The organism is Natronorubrum tibetense GA33, assembly GCF_000383975.1.
Classification (GTDB): domain Archaea; phylum Halobacteriota; class Halobacteria; order Halobacteriales; family Natrialbaceae; genus Natronorubrum; species Natronorubrum tibetense.
The window spans coordinates 3,713,602-3,729,522 of sequence record NZ_KB913017.1 but is presented as its reverse complement, the minus strand read 5'-3'; the positions used below and the strand labels follow the sequence as shown (position 1 = coordinate 3,729,522).

At 61.5% G+C, this 15,921-nt stretch carries 13 protein-coding genes; 2 read left to right on the top strand and 11 right to left on the bottom strand.

The genetic code is table 11. The features are described from left to right. Positions 1–18 precede the first annotated feature (18 nt). The 7 genes from NATTI_RS0119195 to larC form a co-directional block, all read right to left on the bottom strand. Positions 19–1,023 (bottom strand): lipid II:glycine glycyltransferase FemX, encoded by a 1,005-nt coding sequence (locus NATTI_RS0119195; RefSeq protein ID WP_006088243.1) that lies wholly within the window; start codon positions 1,021–1,023, stop codon positions 19–21. Then, complete coding sequence (locus tag NATTI_RS0119190) at positions 1,020–1,901, bottom strand: polysaccharide deacetylase family protein (protein WP_006088244.1); 882 nt, start codon at positions 1,899–1,901, stop codon at positions 1,020–1,022. The genes NATTI_RS0119195 and NATTI_RS0119190 overlap by 4 nt, the downstream gene beginning before the upstream one ends. Next, entirely contained in the window at positions 1,898–2,995 is a 1,098-nt protein-coding gene (locus NATTI_RS0119185; protein WP_006088245.1) for a DUF354 domain-containing protein, read from the bottom strand. Before NATTI_RS0119185 ends, NATTI_RS0119190 begins: the two co-directional genes overlap by 4 nt. Then, entirely contained in the window at positions 2,988–4,034 is a 1,047-nt protein-coding gene (locus tag NATTI_RS0119180) for a glycosyltransferase family 2 protein (protein WP_027119219.1), read from the bottom strand. The genes NATTI_RS0119185 and NATTI_RS0119180 overlap by 8 nt, the downstream gene beginning before the upstream one ends. A 2-nt stretch (positions 4,035–4,036) precedes the next feature. Next, positions 4,037–5,299 carry a nucleotide sugar dehydrogenase gene (locus tag NATTI_RS0119175; protein WP_006088247.1) on the bottom strand — a complete coding sequence of 421 codons (1,263 nt, stop codon included), beginning with the start codon at positions 5,297–5,299 and terminating at the stop codon, positions 4,037–4,039. A gap of 73 nt (positions 5,300–5,372) precedes the next feature. Continuing rightward, positions 5,373–6,434: a Gfo/Idh/MocA family protein gene (locus tag NATTI_RS0119170; RefSeq protein WP_006088248.1), complete on the bottom strand. Its 1,062-nt coding sequence runs from the start codon at positions 6,432–6,434 to the stop codon at positions 5,373–5,375. Positions 6,435–7,075: 641 nt separating this feature from the next. Continuing rightward, positions 7,076–8,506, bottom strand: a complete 1,431-nt coding sequence (gene larC / locus NATTI_RS0119165) for a nickel pincer cofactor biosynthesis protein LarC (RefSeq protein WP_006088249.1) — start codon at positions 8,504–8,506, stop codon at positions 7,076–7,078. Between the two features lie 235 nt (positions 8,507–8,741). Between larC and NATTI_RS0119160 the strand changes: the two genes are divergently transcribed. Continuing rightward, entirely contained in the window at positions 8,742–10,973 is a 2,232-nt protein-coding gene (locus NATTI_RS0119160; RefSeq protein WP_006088250.1) for a CDC48 family AAA ATPase, read from the top strand. A 341-nt stretch (positions 10,974–11,314) separates the two neighbouring features. Next, on the top strand, positions 11,315–11,671 hold the full coding sequence (locus NATTI_RS0119155; RefSeq protein ID WP_006088251.1) for a hypothetical protein: 357 nt from the start codon (positions 11,315–11,317) through the stop codon (positions 11,669–11,671). A gap of 18 nt (positions 11,672–11,689) precedes the next feature. Here the strand turns inward: NATTI_RS0119155 and NATTI_RS0119150 are convergent, their stop codons facing one another. From NATTI_RS0119150 to NATTI_RS0119130, 4 genes are all read right to left on the bottom strand, one after another. Continuing rightward, positions 11,690–12,616 (bottom strand): DMT family transporter, encoded by a 927-nt coding sequence (locus NATTI_RS0119150; RefSeq protein WP_006088252.1) that lies wholly within the window; start codon positions 12,614–12,616, stop codon positions 11,690–11,692. Between the two features lie 170 nt (positions 12,617–12,786). Next, complete coding sequence (locus NATTI_RS0119140) at positions 12,787–13,152, bottom strand: DUF7344 domain-containing protein (protein WP_006088253.1); 366 nt, start codon at positions 13,150–13,152, stop codon at positions 12,787–12,789. Between the two features lie 180 nt (positions 13,153–13,332). Continuing rightward, entirely contained in the window at positions 13,333–14,649 is a 1,317-nt protein-coding gene (locus tag NATTI_RS0119135) for an ABC transporter ATP-binding protein (RefSeq protein ID WP_006088254.1), read from the bottom strand. Continuing rightward, complete coding sequence (locus tag NATTI_RS0119130) at positions 14,646–15,920, bottom strand: ABC transporter ATP-binding protein (protein ID WP_019992044.1); 1,275 nt, start codon at positions 15,918–15,920, stop codon at positions 14,646–14,648. The genes NATTI_RS0119135 and NATTI_RS0119130 overlap by 4 nt, the downstream gene beginning before the upstream one ends. Position 15,921 lies beyond the last annotated feature (1 nt).

The window sequence follows — 15,921 nt, the reverse complement described above, 5'->3', positions numbered from 1 at the left end:
ACCTTCGATTTGGCGCCGCTATCTGTACTTCTGGTAGAGATTCGAGACGACGTTCATCAGGGGGGTCCCGTTCTCCAGTTCGTAGTACGTCCCCAGATCGGGGTTGAACTTCGACTTGTACTCGCAGATTCGCGGAGAATCGGCCCCGTGGAGGTCGTACGTTTCGACCCCCCGATCTTTGGCGTCCCGAATGATTCGCCAGTGGAGCAGATCGTTTATCGGGTACTCCACGTCGGGCTTTCCGCCACCCTCCGAGTAGTAGATCGTCGACTGGCCCTCGAAGACAATGATTCCGCTCGCTCGCTCGCCGTCTACATCCGCGACATACGGACGAACGCGTCCGTCCGGGAGCGATTCGAACAGGTCCGTGAGAAACTCGAGCGGTACCCGGTACCGCCGCCCCTGCGCCTCGTATCTCGACCGGATCTGCTCGTGGATGAAGCCGATCGCGTCGGTGCCGCCTTCTTCGATGGAGAATCGATCCGAATCGTCGGGATCGAGGTAGCGACGGAGCGACTTCGAGAAGGATCGTTTGAGCTGTTCCTCGTCCCGATCGAGGTCGAGTAGATAGGTGTGTAGCGGCCTCGTGTCGTAGTCGTTCCAGCTGAACGGCCGCGGATCGTCGTAGGTGACCGACGTACAGATCCGCGTGTATCGAGGTCCAGACACCTCGTCGATCCACTCGAGACAGCCGTCGACGAACCGTTTCCGTCGTTGCTCGAGCTTTCTGCGTTTGAGCTTGTTCTCGTTGAGGTGGGCAGGCCCCAAAAACGGCAATCCGAGTCCGGGTGGCGGTGAGAACGCGGTTGAAACCCCACCCTTTCGAATCTCGAATACCGGAAAAATTCCGACGGGTTCCTGGCCCTTGTATCCTACCAGTGGATGCAACTCGGCGGACGCGTGCCGTTCGATGACCTCTAGGACGTCGTAGCGGTGAAAGAACGTTCCCATCGGCGATTGCTCGACGTAATCGTCCCACTGTTCGCGTTCGGTCGGTTCGAGCGTGTCGATGTCGATGCTCATTGTATCATTTCTTCGAGTTCAAGTCGGTCGTAACACTCGCCACACGGTCCCACCCATCCACCTCTATCCTGCGCTCCTTCGATCAACTCGACGTACAGCTCCCGGTATCCGGGGAATTCGCTCTCGTTGAAGTACCGAGGATGCCACAACACGGTCATTACGGCGTCGTTCGCCGCTGCCTCGTCGAGGAGACGGTTACACTCGCGCAACGCTGCCTCCGTCGACCCGGCGGATTCAAGCAGGGGCCGCTCCATCGCGGTGAGCGGGAACACGACGAACTCGTCGTTGAACGGTCGAAGGACGTCGTACTGTCCGTCGAACCCGTATCCGCCGTTCGACCCGAGCGTCGCGTCGTATTTCAGCCCGATTGCCCGGTGGTGTTCCCACGTCGTCGGTCGTTTCAATCGAAGATAGTGCTGGCGCCCGCCGAGGATTTCCTTCCCCAGGATACGCTCGAGCGTCTCCTTCTCGTACCACAGCCGTCCCCGGTCGTCGTACGTTTCGTAGGAGCCGTGAATTCCGACCTCCCAGCCGCCGCGATCGAGGTCTCGAATCACGTTTACGATCCGCTCGTCTTCGATGCGGTACCGGCCGCCGTAGAGCTTCCAGCTCTCGGGACGCAGCCACTCTCGCAGTCCCTTCTCCCAGAGCCGTTTCTCGTTCAGGAAGTAGAACGACGACCGAACACCGAGATCGTCCTCGAGGCTCATTACCTCCTCGAACTGCCAGTAGGGTTGCTCGTCGTTGAGCAACGAACGCAGGTGTGACGGGTCCCGTTCCTGCAGCGCGTAGTACGGCGCTTGGAACGTCTTGAACGGGCGGTCGACGTCGTGGGTTAGACACAGTGCGAATTCGTACTCGTCGAGCAACTCCGTCATCGCTGTCTCACTCGATCAATCGTTTTTTGCAGGGCCCCGGGCCGAGATTTCGGTACCGCGACCGTTCGATCGACGATTTCCAGAATGAACTCCGTCATATCCACGTTCTCCTCGAGCAGGCGTTGACGGCGCGACTCCCAGACCGACGAGTCAGTCTCGAGGATGGTCGTCGCCTCTTCGAGGAGTTGCTGAGGCGGCGGACTTTGGGCATGACTGAAAAGAAGTCCGTACCACGATTCTAGTTTCTCGAGAACTCCCGCGGAGAGCGACGACACGTAGATCGTCGGCGTGCCAAGAACGGCGCTCTCGATGGCCATCGAACCGCTCTCTCCGATGAACAGGTCCGCGTAGTAGAGCAGATCGAGGATCTGGTGGACGGGGAGGTCGACCCGGCGATCTTCGAGCGACGCCGGTAACTCGGTCTCTGAGGTGATCAGGACCCGAACACCACTGCGCTCGAGACCCTCGACGAGCGTTTCGACGCCGCCGATCCCCTGCTGTCCGATGTCGTGAGCGGCGTCCCACGATACGAGACGTAATACTGCGAGTTTATCGTCCTCGTCGGCGTCGACGTGGTCGAGGACGCGAGGATTTGGCGAGAAACGATCGGGATGGAGATACGCGAGCTGGTGGAAGCCGGGATAGCTGACCTGTTTGTTGCCGAGGTCGTCCCAGTACGATTCCGGGGTGCAAATAACGTCGGCGAACGGATACGCGAGGTAGTTCTGGATCGTCGCGTGCTCGGTGTCGGTAAACAAAACGCTCTGACAATCGAAACAGGTGGACGCGTGGGTGATCGCCGGTTCACTGACGGCCAGCAGGACGTCGGGCTGGAGGCTTCGAACGCGTTTCAGAATCTCGTACTCGTATTTCGTCTGTACTTTCGCCAGTTCGTACAGGTTCGACGAACCGCCTGCAAGAAGTTGATACTCGATTCCGTACTCGTCGAGCAACTCACACGCAATGTCTTTTTCTCGCGCAAAAACGTGAACGTCGTCGCCTCGACTCCTGAATTCGGTTATCGCATTTCGGAAAAAGTGAACGTTAGACGGGTGCTGGATCGTCACGACGACGCTGAGACCGTCGCTAGTCATGGATACGCACCACCTTCTCCTCGTTGCAGTGTATATCGAACACTGTACCGAACAGTATGCAGAGACACCCCACTGCAAATAGCGTGAGGCTCGACGCGAATCGTTCAGTCGAGCCTTTTTTTCGACTTACGTGTGCGTACAGCGATCGAACTCCGATGGCCGCCGCGAGGCCTGAAGCGATCCCACCGACGATGTACGATAGCGCGAGTGGGTGGACGAACCATCCGCGGTTGGTCTTCTGTAGTCGCCATACGAAGTTCCGCAGGAGCATTCCGGATACTTTGGGAATGTATTCCGTGTATACGATACTCGACTTTTCATCTCCGTAGATCGGTTTCATCGTCACGTCACCGACACGGATATTGTGAACGTTCAATTTCGTGAGTACGTCGTTGGTGTACCCGTAGTACTCGTAGAGGTCCTCGACCTCGATGGTCTCGAGCGCCTCTCGTGAAATAGCGGTGTACCCATTTTGAGGGTCCATTATCCCCCAGTAACCGCTGGCAATACTCGTCAAAACTGTCAGAACCGCGTTCCCGAAGAGTCGCCAGGTTGGCATCACTCTGTTCGGTTTCGTGCGGAGCAAACGGTTTCCTTTCGCGTACTGGACCCGCCCTTCCACGATCGGATCGAGCAAGCGCGTCATCTGACCGAGGTCCATCTGCTCGTCGCCGTCGACGGTGACCGTGATATCGACCCCATCTACGAGCGCCAGTAGATAGCCCGTCTTGATCGACCCGCCGGCACCCCTGTTCTCGTGATGGCGAACTGGAACGACTTGGCCGACTCGTTCGTGAACGGATCCTCGATTCGCGATTCGACCGCCATCCGTCAACATCGTCCGGAGCCCACTGGACGAGTGCTCGCCCGCGCCGGTTTCGGCAGCGTCCAGCACTTCGGCCCACGTTCCGTCCGTCGACCGGTCGTCGACGGCGTAGATCCGATCGACGAACTCGGGCATCTCGCGGATGACGTCTCCGACGTGACCCTCTTCGTTGTATGCTGGTACGATCACACCAATGTGATGATTTCGATACATGATTACAATCTCCGATACTCGTATCCGCACTCGGTCATCTCGTCGGTGTCGAACAGCGCGTTGACGTCGACGAAGAACGGGTCGTCCGCCATGTCCTCTGCTGCGGTTCCGTAATCGATGGATCGGAACTCCTCGTGGGCCGTCGCCAAGACGATCCCATCGACGCCCTCGAACGACAGTTCCTCCTGGACCTCGATGCCGAACTCGGCGCGTGCGACGTCGTTCTCTGTGCAGGGATCGTATCCGACGACATCGATGTCGAATCCTTCGAGATACGCTATCGTCCCATCAATGGCGGAGGTTCGAACGTCACCTACACCCGGCTTGTAGGAGAGTCCGAGGACGAGAACGCAACTTCGTCGGGGAACCTTGTCACAGTTGTTCAAACACTTGATTACGAGTTTTCCGATGTGCACGGGAACGTACTCGTTGACGTCACGCGCCTGCTGTATCAGGTGCGGCATGAATCCATTTTGTTTGGACTTGTAAATGATGTAGAAGGGGTCGATCGGGATGCAGTGGCCGCCGACCAAGCCCGGCCGATAATCGTGAAAATTCCACTTGGTACGAGCTGCCTTGAGCACCTCTCTCGTGTCGACGCCGAGGTTTTCACACGCGATCGCGAGCTCGTTGACGAGCGCAATATTCAGATCGCGCTGGATGTTCTCGATACACTTCGCCGTTTCCGCCACCTCGATGCTCGGTGCTCGGTGGACACCGGCGTCGACAATGGTCTCGTACAGGGACGCGATCTCGTCGCGGATCTCGTCGGTTTGTGCACTCACAATCTTCGTGACGTTTCGGATGGTGTGTTCGTCGGTGCCGGGAACGAGTCGCTCGGGCGAGTACCCAACATAGAAGTCCTCGCCACACTGCAGGCCTGACGACTGTTCGATCGCAGGTGCGAGAACTTCTCGTGTGGCTCCGGGATAGACCGTGGACTCGAGTATCACGATCGTACCCGGTTCGATGTTTCGGCCGATCGTTTCGCCCGCACTCCGGACAAACTCGAGATCCGGGTTCTTCAGATCGTCGAGCGGTGTGGGGACGGTCACGAGAACGAACCGTGCGGCGCTCACCGCTGCCGGTTCGTTCGTGAACGAGACGTCACAATCCGCTATCGCGTCGTCCCCGACGTCGCTGGTCGGATCAACCCCGGAACGAAGTCGCTCAATCTTTTCGGTATCGACATCGAATCCGATGACGGTGTGGCCGGCACGATCGAACTCGTACGCGAGCGGGAGGCCGACGTATCCCAGCCCCACAACGCAAATGACGGAGTGTTGGTCTGTCCCGGACGAGTCGTAGGGTCGACTCGACGATCGATGAGACGACATGTCACCCACCCCTGTCAGACGGTTGTTTATTTCTCGTCTCTCCTCTGCCCCGTTCGGTCGCGCATATCCTTTCATTCGACAGCCGTTTGTGCGTGTCCTTCTTCGGTAGGGTCCCCAGACCCTGTTGTTCGATTTGTTCTGCGATTTCGAGCGCATTCAACCCGTCTTCGAGCGTGACCTTGGGCGAGGAGTTCGTTGCGACCGCCTTCAGAAACGACTCGAGTTCGTTTCGGAGGGGCTCTTCGTTCGGAACGTGCAGGTGTTCGACGGAACTCTCGTGTCTGTAACGGATCTTGCCGTTCTGCTCGACGTACTCCGGAACCGAGCGACGGTGAATCTCGATCGACTGGTTGATGTAATCGACGAGGAACAGCCCCTCTTCGGCGGTGACCTCGAGCGTTCGCACTTTCCGCTGCGTCCGATGGCTCGCCGTCAGTGATGCCATCAGGTCGGGCCCGAATTCCACTAGCGCTGAGACGTGCCCGTTCTTTCGAACCCCGGTTCCCTTCACGGACGTCGGAACCTCGTCGAGAAGCGAGAGGACGATATCGATATCGTGGATCATCAGGTCGAGTACGGCACTGTCGTCCGTTTTCGTGTTTGGTGGCGGGCCGAGTCGGCGCGAAGCGAGGCCGATCACTGAGATCTCGTCGAGAATCTCCGCGAGCGTTATCACTGCCGGATTGAACCGCTCAATGTGACCAACCTGTAGCAAAACGTCCGCCGAATTCGCCCTCTCGAGTAGGTCCTGTCCGGTTTCGAGATCGCCGACCACCGGCTTCTCCACGAGCGCTGCGACGCCGGCCTCCAGACAGCGGGTCGCTATCTCGTAGTGTGCGCTCGTGGGAACCGCAATCGAGATGGCGTCGACGGCGTCGAGAAGCGGATCGAACTCCATCGCGGACGTGTCATGATCGTGTGCGACCGCCCGCGCACGGTTCTCGTCGGCGTCGAAGACACCGACGAGGTTTGCGTCCGGGAGCGAACTGTAGACGCGCACGTGGTGTTGTCCCATCGACCCCACTCCGATCACTCCGACATCGAGTTGTTCGTTAGCTCGCATAGTCATCGATTATCCCCACGATGTGTTCGACATCGACTAACACCCGAATGGACCGTTAGTTCAGAAGTATGACCGGTCGTAGCGCACGTATACTGTCGAAGCGGCCGTGATCGACGACCTGTGTTGGCCAACCGGTTACGGCCTTCTAATAGGTCACTCTGATGTCGACTTCTCAGGTAGCTACATTCTTTGCGGGGTAAAATCACGCTGCTCATATGCCTTTGATACCGACGATACTGTCAAAAGCCGAAACGATCGTTTCAGTGATTAACCGTCGCTGCCAACGATTTGAGGCCTCAGAACGACTGATTGGGGACTAGAGTTACAATTTACTGCTCACCCCACTCGGTCTATGCGAGATTTCCATCGGAAATAACACGGAGTTTCGGTTTTATTGTCGCTGTACAACGTCGTCGTTAGACAGACTCGGGCCCCATTCGCGAACGAATAGCCAAACCGAGTACAACTGCACGGCACCGTACTCGAATATCTCCTATTACCGCCATCGATCGAGAACAAATCTCTTATTTCTTTCGTGGTTCCGGTCACCGCACCTGAACGTCCACTGACTCTCCGCTTTGCTGGTCTCGTTTCGTCCTCCCTGAACAGGTGCTCGTCTCACCCAGCTGTCACACTGGGGATCACGAGATGTCGCCGAAGCTGTCGTCGGCATCGATAGCCGCTTGAGCCACAGTTTCGGCCCGTCGAAGCACGTCGCGAACTGGAACCCGGGTCTCTCGAGCCACCGCTAGCGCGTCGTCGTACTCCGCACTCACGTCGTACACCTCGCCGTCCACGTCGCTGGCAACTTTCACCGTCACGTTGTACGTCTCACTATCGACCTCTAGCGCCACCGTCTCGAACTCCCGGTTCGCGATCCAGCGGTGAGTCGCCCCCGCATCGCGAACGCCGAGCGTCCCGGTCTCCTCGGCCAGCGCTCGAGCCACTCGCTCTCGGTCCGCGGGCTTGCAGATCACCTTCACGAGATGCCCCGGCCGCGACTTCTTCATCGTGACCGGCAGTATCGACACGTCTCTTGCGCCCGCGTCTGCGAGCGTCTCCTGGAGGCCGCCGAGGACCTCCGGCGTCGCGTCGTCGAGGTTCGTCTCGAGGACGGCGATATCGTCTTTGACCAACTCGCCGCGCCCGCCGCCGTCCCCGACCAGCACCCGCAACACGTTCGGGTGTGGATCGAGGTCGTAGCCGCCGGCGCCGTAGCCCGACCCCTCGAGGTCGAGCGCGGGCAGCGACTCCACGCCGTCGGCGAGGTGGCCCAGGATCGCGGCCCCCGTCGGCGTGAGCAGTTCGGTCTCGACGGGCCCGCCGCGGAGCGACCAGTCCGCCCGCTGGGCGATCTCCACGACCGCCGGTGTCGGGACGGGGTACTCGCCGTGACTCATCGAGATGCTGCCGCCGCCCGTCGCGAGCGGCGTCGTGACGATTTCGTCGGGGGCGAGGTCGTGACACAGCAACACGGCCCCGACGATGTCCGCGATGGCGTCGTCGGCCCCGACCTCGTGGAAGTGGATCTCCTCGAGGGACTCCCCGTGGACGCTCGCCTCGGCCTCCCCGAGCAGTTCGAAGATCGCGAGCGCGTCGCGCTCGATCGCCGGCTCGAGGCCCATGTTCTCAACGATCTCGCGGACCTCGAGGTAGCTCCGGTGGGGGCCGTGGCCTTCGGCGTGGACGTGATCGTGGCTGTCTCCGTTCTCGTGCGTGTGAGCGTGGTCATGAGTATGGTCGTCCTCGTCCCCGTCGTCGTGGGTATGCTCGTGCTCGTGATCGTGCCCGTCTCCGTGGTCGTGATCGACGTGTTCGTGGGAGTGTTCGCTCCCGTCGTGCTCGTCAGCGTGACCCTGTTCGTGGCCGTCGGAACCGTCACGATCGGTCAGGTAGACGTCGATGGTCGTCGAGGAGATGCCGCACTTGACCGTCTCGTCGATTCGGTACTCCACCTCGAGGGCGTCGGTGACGGACTCGAGGACGTCGGGATCGGCGCCGGCATCGAGCAGGGCGGCGAGGATCATATCGCCGCTTGCGCCCATGCGGCCGTCGAACGCGAGGATGCTCATAGGTAGGTGGCCGGGTGGCACGGTCAAAAAGGCATCTGCTCGTCCCGAGGCCGCTTCCGTATTCGGTTCCGCCACCGGCTGTCGGTAGCACCAAAACCGACCGATGCCGGTACATCTATGTAGTTTCCAGCCACAGATACATATGGTAGCATCTAGCACACCATGCGGTGAAGGCTAGCAAAAAACCTATCCGCTCACGAAGCGGAGTAAAAGACATCATCGTCTACCCCGAATCATGAATGAAGTTCAACTGGAGGTTGCGAAGGCGTACCCGAACGACTCGGGTCGTGGTATCGCCCGACTCGACCCGGACACGCTGTTGCATTTGAAGCTGAGTCCGGGCGACATCATCGAGATCGAAGGTGCAGACACCACCGCGGCGAAGGTGTGGCGCGCCGACCGGCAGGACTGGAACACCGACACGGTCCGGATCGACGGCTTCACCCGCCAGAACGCCGACGTGGGAATCGGCGAGCGCGTGACGATCCGCAAGGCCGAAGCCACGAAAGCGGACAAACTCACGCTTGCACCCCCCGAAGAGGCGTCGGTGCAGTTCGGTTCCGACGCGGCTGGCATGGTGAAACGCCAGATTCTCAAACGGCCGGTCGTCGGCCGCGACATCGTCCCGGTCATGTCCTCGACGAATCATCCATTCATGCGGTCGCCAGGGCAGGCGATTCCGCTCATCGCCGTCGAGACGGAGCCGGAGGGTGTCGTGTTGATCACCGAGGACACCGACGTCGAACTCCGTGAGGAGCCGATCAGCGGCTTCGAGAAGACCGGCGGCGGGATCACCTACGAGGACATCGGCGGTCTCCAGGGCGAGATTCAACGCGTGCGGGAGATGGTCGAACTCCCGATGAAACACCCACAGATCTTCAAGAAGTTGGGGATCGAGCCGCCACAGGGTGTCCTGCTCCACGGGCCGCCGGGGACCGGGAAGACGCTGCTGGCGAAAGCGGTCGCCAACGAGACCTCCGCGAGTTTCTTCTCCATCGCGGGGCCGGAGATCATTTCGAAGTACTACGGCGAGTCCGAACAACAGCTCCGTGAGATCTTCGAGGACGCCAGCGAGGAGTCGCCGTCGATCATCTTCATCGACGAACTCGACTCGATCGCGCCGAAACGGGAGGACGTCACCGGCGAGGTCGAACGCCGCGTCGTCGCCCAGCTGTTGACGATGATGGACGGCCTCGAGGCCCGGGGCCAGGTCATCGTCATCGCCGCCACGAACCGCGTCGATTCGGTCGACCCGGCACTGCGCCGACCCGGTCGATTCGACCGTGAGATCGAGATCGGTGTCCCGGACGAGGTGGGTCGCGAGGAGATCCTCCAGATCCACACCCGCGGCATGCCACTCTCCGACGACGTCAAACTCGGCCACCTGGCCGACGAGACCCACGGCTTCGTGGGTGCGGACATCGAGTCGCTGACGAAGGAAGCAGCGATGAAGGCGCTGCGTCGATACCTGCCGGAGATCGACCTCGACGAGGAGGACATCCCGCCGAGCCTGATCGACCGGATGATCGTCAAGCGACAGGACTTCCGCGGCGCGTTAAACGAGGTCGAACCCTCCGCGATGCGCGAGGTGCTCGTCGAACTCCCGAAAATCTCCTGGGACGACGTGGGCGGGCTCCACGACGCCAAAGAACAGGTCCAGGAGTCCGTCGAGTGGCCGCTGAACAACCCAGAGCGGTTCGAGCGGCTGGGCGTTGATCCGCCGGCCGGCGTCCTCCTCTACGGACCGCCGGGCACCGGAAAGACGCTGATGGCGAAGGCCGTCGCCAACGAGACGAACGCGAACTTCATCTCGGTTCGTGGCCCGCAGCTGCTCAGCAAGTGGGTCGGCGAATCGGAGAAGGCCATCCGCCAGACCTTCCGCAAGGCGCGGCAGGTCTCCCCGACGGTGATCTTCTTCGACGAGCTCGACGCGCTCGCGCCGGGCCGTGGCGGTGAGACCGGCTCGAACGTCTCCGAGCGGGTGGTCAACCAGCTGCTGACCGAACTCGACGGACTCGAGGAGATGGAGAACGTGATGGTCATCGGCGCGACAAACCGCCCAGACATGATCGACCCCGCACTGTTGCGCTCGGGTCGGTTCGACCGACTCGTCATGATCGGTCAACCCGATGTCGACGGCCGCGAACGGATCCTCGACATTCACACGCAGAACACGCCGCTGGCGGCCGACGTGACCCTCCGCGAGATCGCGGAGATCACGGACGGCTACGTCGGCAGCGACCTCGAGTCGATCTCTCGGGAGGCAGCCATCGAGGCGCTTCGCGATGATCACGAGGCCGATATCGTCGAGATGCGTCACTTCCGACAGGCGATGGAGAACGTCCGACCGACGATTACGGACGACATCCTCGAGTACTACGAGCAGATCGAAGAGGAGTTCCAGGGCGGCGGCTCGGGTGGCCCTGGGCCGACGGGCCGACGCGGCAGCCGCATCGGCTTCCAGTGAGCTGAGGCGCTCGCGTATCGACGTCGATTTTTTGCACCAATCTGCCTTCGAGCAGCTGCCGTCTTCGACCGGTCCCGATCTCTCGTTGGCAGTTCGGTGTCACGAATACTACAATAACGCGATCTGTCGAACTGTAACCAGCCCTTAGGAACGGTAGCAGACGATTGTAATCCGAAACGAATGCGGATCAGATAACCACCAACTGACCGCTTTCCGGACCGAAACCGAAGGTGTTCGTTCAGGTGGCTCTTATCGACAGTGAACCTGCCATGGGGTCGGCAAACGTTCGTCCCGTTATATGTACTAGCCATCGGATCTGTGATACGTATCCGTCCAGATCGATGTCGAAACCCTCCACTGCCAGCGACTCGGCCGACGCCTCCCTCGAGTCGACCGACGACCAACGTCGGGACGAGCGAGAGCCATCCGGCGAAGGGGACGATCCCGACCTCGAGTCGAGTCCCGAAACGGCGAGCGACGACCGAACGCTCGAGGCCGTCGCTCCATCGCTCGCGAAACCGATTCGCGTAGCCGGGTTCTGGGGGGCGATCGTGCTCCCCATCCTCTACCTTCCGTTACTCGCAAACGGGCTGTCGACGCCGCTCCAAGCCCTGCTCTTTCTCGGAGTGCTTTCGGTAAACCTCGTCGCTTTGTACGTCGGTCACACACATCGGCGTCGACGCTCGGGCGATCGGTGAGTCGACGACGCGGAACTCTCACTCGCTCGAGTGCCACCGCATCACGTGTCCGAACTCCTCGCGCAGCGCCTGCCGTTTGACGAGCACGAAGCCGACCGCGATGAGACCGAAGCCGACGACGGTCGTCACGTCGATGACTTCGCCCAGATAGGCCCAGCCGACGACCGCGGCGAAGATCGGGGCGACGTAGGAGACCATGTTGATCTCGACGGCCCCCAGTCGCTCGAGCAGGTCGAAGTAGAGCAGGAACCCGATCGCGCTCGCGACGACCGCGAGGTAGCCGAGCGCGCCGAGCGCTTCGGGGTGGGTCCAGGCGGCGGGCTCGATCGGTTCGCCGAGGCCGAGACTGACGAGATGCATGAGGAGTGCGCCGCCGATCATCGACCAGGCTTCCATCGTCTCGATCGGGAGATCCGCCTCGATGGCCCGCGTGAGGACGCTTCCCAGCGCAAAGGCGGCTGCCGCACAGAAGACGAGCAGCGTTGCGACGACGTCCGCCGACAGCAGGTTCGACGGATCCGGCCGAGCGATGATGGCGACGCCGACCAGTCCGACGAGCAGGCCGACGACGCCGACCGCCGAGAGCGCGTCCGACGGGGCGAACGCGCGGGCGAACCCCGTCGTCAACACGGGTGAGAGGCTGACGACGATCGCCGCCGCAGCCGCGGTAGTGTGCTGTTGTCCGACGAACAGGAACGCGTGGTAGGCCGCGATCAACAACACGGCGCCGGCGGCGACCAGTAGCCACTCGCTACGGCACCGCGGATACCAGTCGTCGACGGCGAATGCCGCGTACGCCAGCATGAGCACGCCCGCGATATCGTATCGCAGGGCTGCGAACAACACCGGCGGAAAGTGATCGAGACCCGCGCTGATCGCGACGAACGCGCTTCCCCAGATCGCCGCGAGCGCCAGAAAGAGTCCGAGGTTTCGATATCGGCTCACACGGAACGTCTCGCCAGAACGCTCCTACCTGTTTCGGTTCGAAACGATCGATGTCGAGGCCGAACCGTGGCTATCGGCTCGTAGGAACCAACGATCGAACGTATCTCGACCGTCAGAAACCCGTCAGAAACGGTGGCGACGCGAAACTCCCTGCCAAAGAAGACGCCGGTTCAGAGCGGGGGTAGCTCGCGGATTTCGGGCTCCGCTTCGGTCTGCTTGAACTGCTCTAACAGCGGCTTGATCTCGTCGAACCCGTTGGTGAGCACGATATCGCCGCTTCGCAGGTCGTACTCGATGATGTCGTAGTCGGCGAGTCGCGGCAGGTGGTTGTGCACCAGCGAGACGTAGACTCGCTGTCTGGTGTCCTTGTCGATTTGTGCCGGGCGGGCGTCGAGCTCCCAGGCCGCGATTCCGGTGACGACATCCTCGAGGTTCGCGTCCCGGTGCTCGGCCAGCTGGTACAACAGGAACCGGCGCTCGGACTCGGCGAGGAGAGAACAGGCAGCTTCCATTCGGCTGGCGCTCGCATCGTTCATACCTGTCCAAGAGCCTGAGCGATATTACACCTACTGCCAACACAGATAGGCACCCCCATCCGAACGATCGACACTGTGTTGGCACCGATTACGGCCCAAACGGACAGTACAGATGTCAATGCCACCGATTCAGACCTCGTGTAAGTCCACCGTTCGCCGGGCCGGTATTCACGAACTCCGTCAGGTCCACGAATCCGGCTCACCGGTCCGCTCGCTGGCCTCACCGTGAAGGTGGCAGGCGACCGGGTGTTCCTCGGTCTCGAGTTCGGGACGGTCCCGTTCGCAGACGCTCTCGTATGTCTCGCGCAGTCGGTCGGCGGCGGCGCCCCAGTTTTCGTCGGCCAGTTCCGCGAGCGCCTCCTCGAGAATCTCGTCGTGACGTGGGGGGAGGGTCTCGTCGAGCAATCGCTCCTTCAGTGCCGCGACGAACCCAGGAACGTCCTCGGCGGGTATGCCGTCCTCGCCGCGCTCGAACCGACCGTCGTCGCCGACGGACTCGAGCGAGACGTCGCGGCTTTCGATCCGCTGGCGGACCGTCATGAGTTGGCGGTAGGTATCCTGCTCGATGTCGAGGTCTTCCGGCGGGATCACCATCGGACACCGGGTCCGGAACCGACAGCCGCTCGGTGGATTTCGCGGCGACGGCACGTCACCGGCGAGCGTCTCCCGTTCGCGCTCGCGTTCCGCGGTCGACGCCCGCGGGACACTCTCGAGCAAGGCCTGCGTGTAGGGGTGTCTCGGGTCCTCGAACAGGTCGCCAACGGGACCGATCTCGACGATCTCCCCGAGATACATCACGGCCACGCGGTCACAGACGTGACGAATCACGGAGAGGTCGTGGCTGATCAGCAGGTAGGTCAGATCGAACTCCGCTTGCAGGTCGTCGAGCAGGTTCAACACCTGCGCCTGCACCGAGACGTCGAGGGCCGACGTCGGCTCGTCGAGCACCAGGAAGTCGGGCTCGAGGGCCAGCGCACGGGCGATCCCGATCCGCTGGCGCTGGCCCCCGGAGAACTCGTGGGGGTAGCGATCGAGTTGGTCGGCCGAGAGGCCGACGCGCTCGAGGAGTTCCTGAACCCGGTCCCGGCGCTCAGCCTTCGATCCTACGTCGTGGATGTCGAGGGGTTGTCTGACGATGCTCCCGACCGTCATTCGGGGGTCGAGACTCGAGAACGGATCCTGAAACACGATCTGGGCCTCGCGCCGAAAGTCGTCGAGGTCGCTGCCATCCATGTCGTAGACGTTCGCGCCCTCGAACTCGACTCGGCCGTCGGTCGGCTCCTGCAGTCGAAGCAGCGTCTCGCCGGCGGTCGACTTCCCGCAACCCGACTCGCCGACGAGACCGAGCGTCTCGCCGCGGTGGATATCAAGGCTCACCCCGTCGACGGCGCGGACGGGCACCGGCTCGTCACCGAACAGTCGATCGAGGATCGAGTCGTTCTCCCAGAAGTACTTCTCGAGGTTCTCGACGCGGACGAGCGGCATGTCGGCGCTCACTGGTGTTCACCCCCGGTGGTTTCCGCCGGCGGATGTCGCCGTTCTTCGTCGTCTTCGTCGCGGTCGTCGGGACCGACGTGCTTGTCCCCAGCGGGACGGTCCGTCCCGACGAAGTAGTCGTCGGGCAACGCTTTTTCATCGTCGTACTCCGTCTCTGCGAGCACGCATCGTACCGCGTGATCGTCGCTCCCGCTCGTCGGATATTCGGGTGGATGGTTCAGGCAGTTCTCCATGGCCTTCGGACACCGATCCGCGAAGTGACACCGATCCCCCATCTCGTGATCCAGCAGGCTGGGAACGTTCCCCGAGATCGGTTGGAGACGACCGCCTGCACCCTCCAGATCGGGAACCGAGCCGAGCAGGCCTGCCGTGTAGGGGTGGACGTAATCGTCGAAGACGTCCTCGAGCGTGCCGCGCTCGACGATTTCGCCGGCGTACATCACGCCGACGCGGTCGCACATGCGGGCCACGACGCCGAGGTTGTGTGTGATCAGGAGTATCGTCATTCCGGTCTCCGCTTTGAGATCGTCGAGGAGGTCAAGAATCTGGGCCTGAATGGTCACGTCGAGTGCCGTCGTCGGCTCGTCGGCGACCAGTATGTCGGGTTCGCCGGCGAGCGCTTGTGCGATCATCGCTCGCTGGAGCATGCCGCCGGAGTACTCGTGGGGGTATTCGTCGGCCCGCTCGACCGGATCGGGGATGCCGACCAGTTCGAGCAACTCGATTGCCCGTTCGCGACTCGCTGACGTCACGTACCGCTTCGACTGGAGCACCGTCCCGAGTGCCATCGAAGTGAGCGTGTAGTTCTGCGAGCGCGCTCGCGTTGACCGTGGGTTCGCGCTCGCACGTTGCTGGACCTCCACTGCCTCGGCGATCTGTTCGCCGACGGTGATGCTCGGGTTGAAGCTGCTTTGGGGATCCTGAAAGATCATACTGAAGTGGGTCCCGCGCAGCGAACGGCGAATCGACGGCGGTATCCGGAGGAGATCGACCTGATCGTCGTCGATCGCGTCCGGGTAGTCGTCGGCAACGGCGTCGGCGAACTCCCGGTTGCGGTACCATATCTCGCCGTCGGTGATCTCACCGGGAGAGTCGATCAGGTCGATGATCGATCGAGCGGTGACGCTCTTTCCGCTGCCGCTCTCACCGACGATGCCGTAGGTGTCCCCGCGCTCGATAGCGAGGTCGACGCCGTCTACTGCGTTCACCTGTCCTTCGTCGGTGAAGAATCTGGTCTTCAGTCCCTCGACTCGCAGAATCTCGTCAGTCATG

Excerpts from the sequence above, each read along its gene's own strand:
- NATTI_RS0119195 (WP_006088243.1), bottom strand. The coding sequence starts at position 1,023 with ATGAGCATCGACATCGACACGCTCGAACCGACCGAACGCGAACAGTGG.
- NATTI_RS0119190 (WP_006088244.1), bottom strand. The coding sequence starts at position 1,901 with ATGACGGAGTTGCTCGACGAGTACGAATTCGCACTGTGTCTAACCCAC.
- NATTI_RS0119185 (WP_006088245.1), bottom strand. The coding sequence starts at position 2,995 with ATGACTAGCGACGGTCTCAGCGTCGTCGTGACGATCCAGCACCCGTCT.
- NATTI_RS0119180 (WP_027119219.1), bottom strand. The coding sequence starts at position 4,034 with ATGTATCGAAATCATCACATTGGTGTGATCGTACCAGCATACAACGAA.
- NATTI_RS0119170 (WP_006088248.1), bottom strand. The coding sequence starts at position 6,434 with ATGCGAGCTAACGAACAACTCGATGTCGGAGTGATCGGAGTGGGGTCG.
- larC (WP_006088249.1), bottom strand. The coding sequence starts at position 8,506 with ATGAGCATCCTCGCGTTCGACGGCCGCATGGGCGCAAGCGGCGATATG.
- NATTI_RS0119160 (WP_006088250.1), top strand. The coding sequence starts at position 8,742 with ATGAATGAAGTTCAACTGGAGGTTGCGAAGGCGTACCCGAACGACTCG.
- NATTI_RS0119155 (WP_006088251.1), top strand. The coding sequence starts at position 11,315 with ATGTCGAAACCCTCCACTGCCAGCGACTCGGCCGACGCCTCCCTCGAG.
- NATTI_RS0119140 (WP_006088253.1), bottom strand. The coding sequence starts at position 13,152 with ATGAACGATGCGAGCGCCAGCCGAATGGAAGCTGCCTGTTCTCTCCTC.
- NATTI_RS0119130 (WP_019992044.1), bottom strand. The coding sequence starts at position 15,920 with ATGACTGACGAGATTCTGCGAGTCGAGGGACTGAAGACCAGATTCTTC.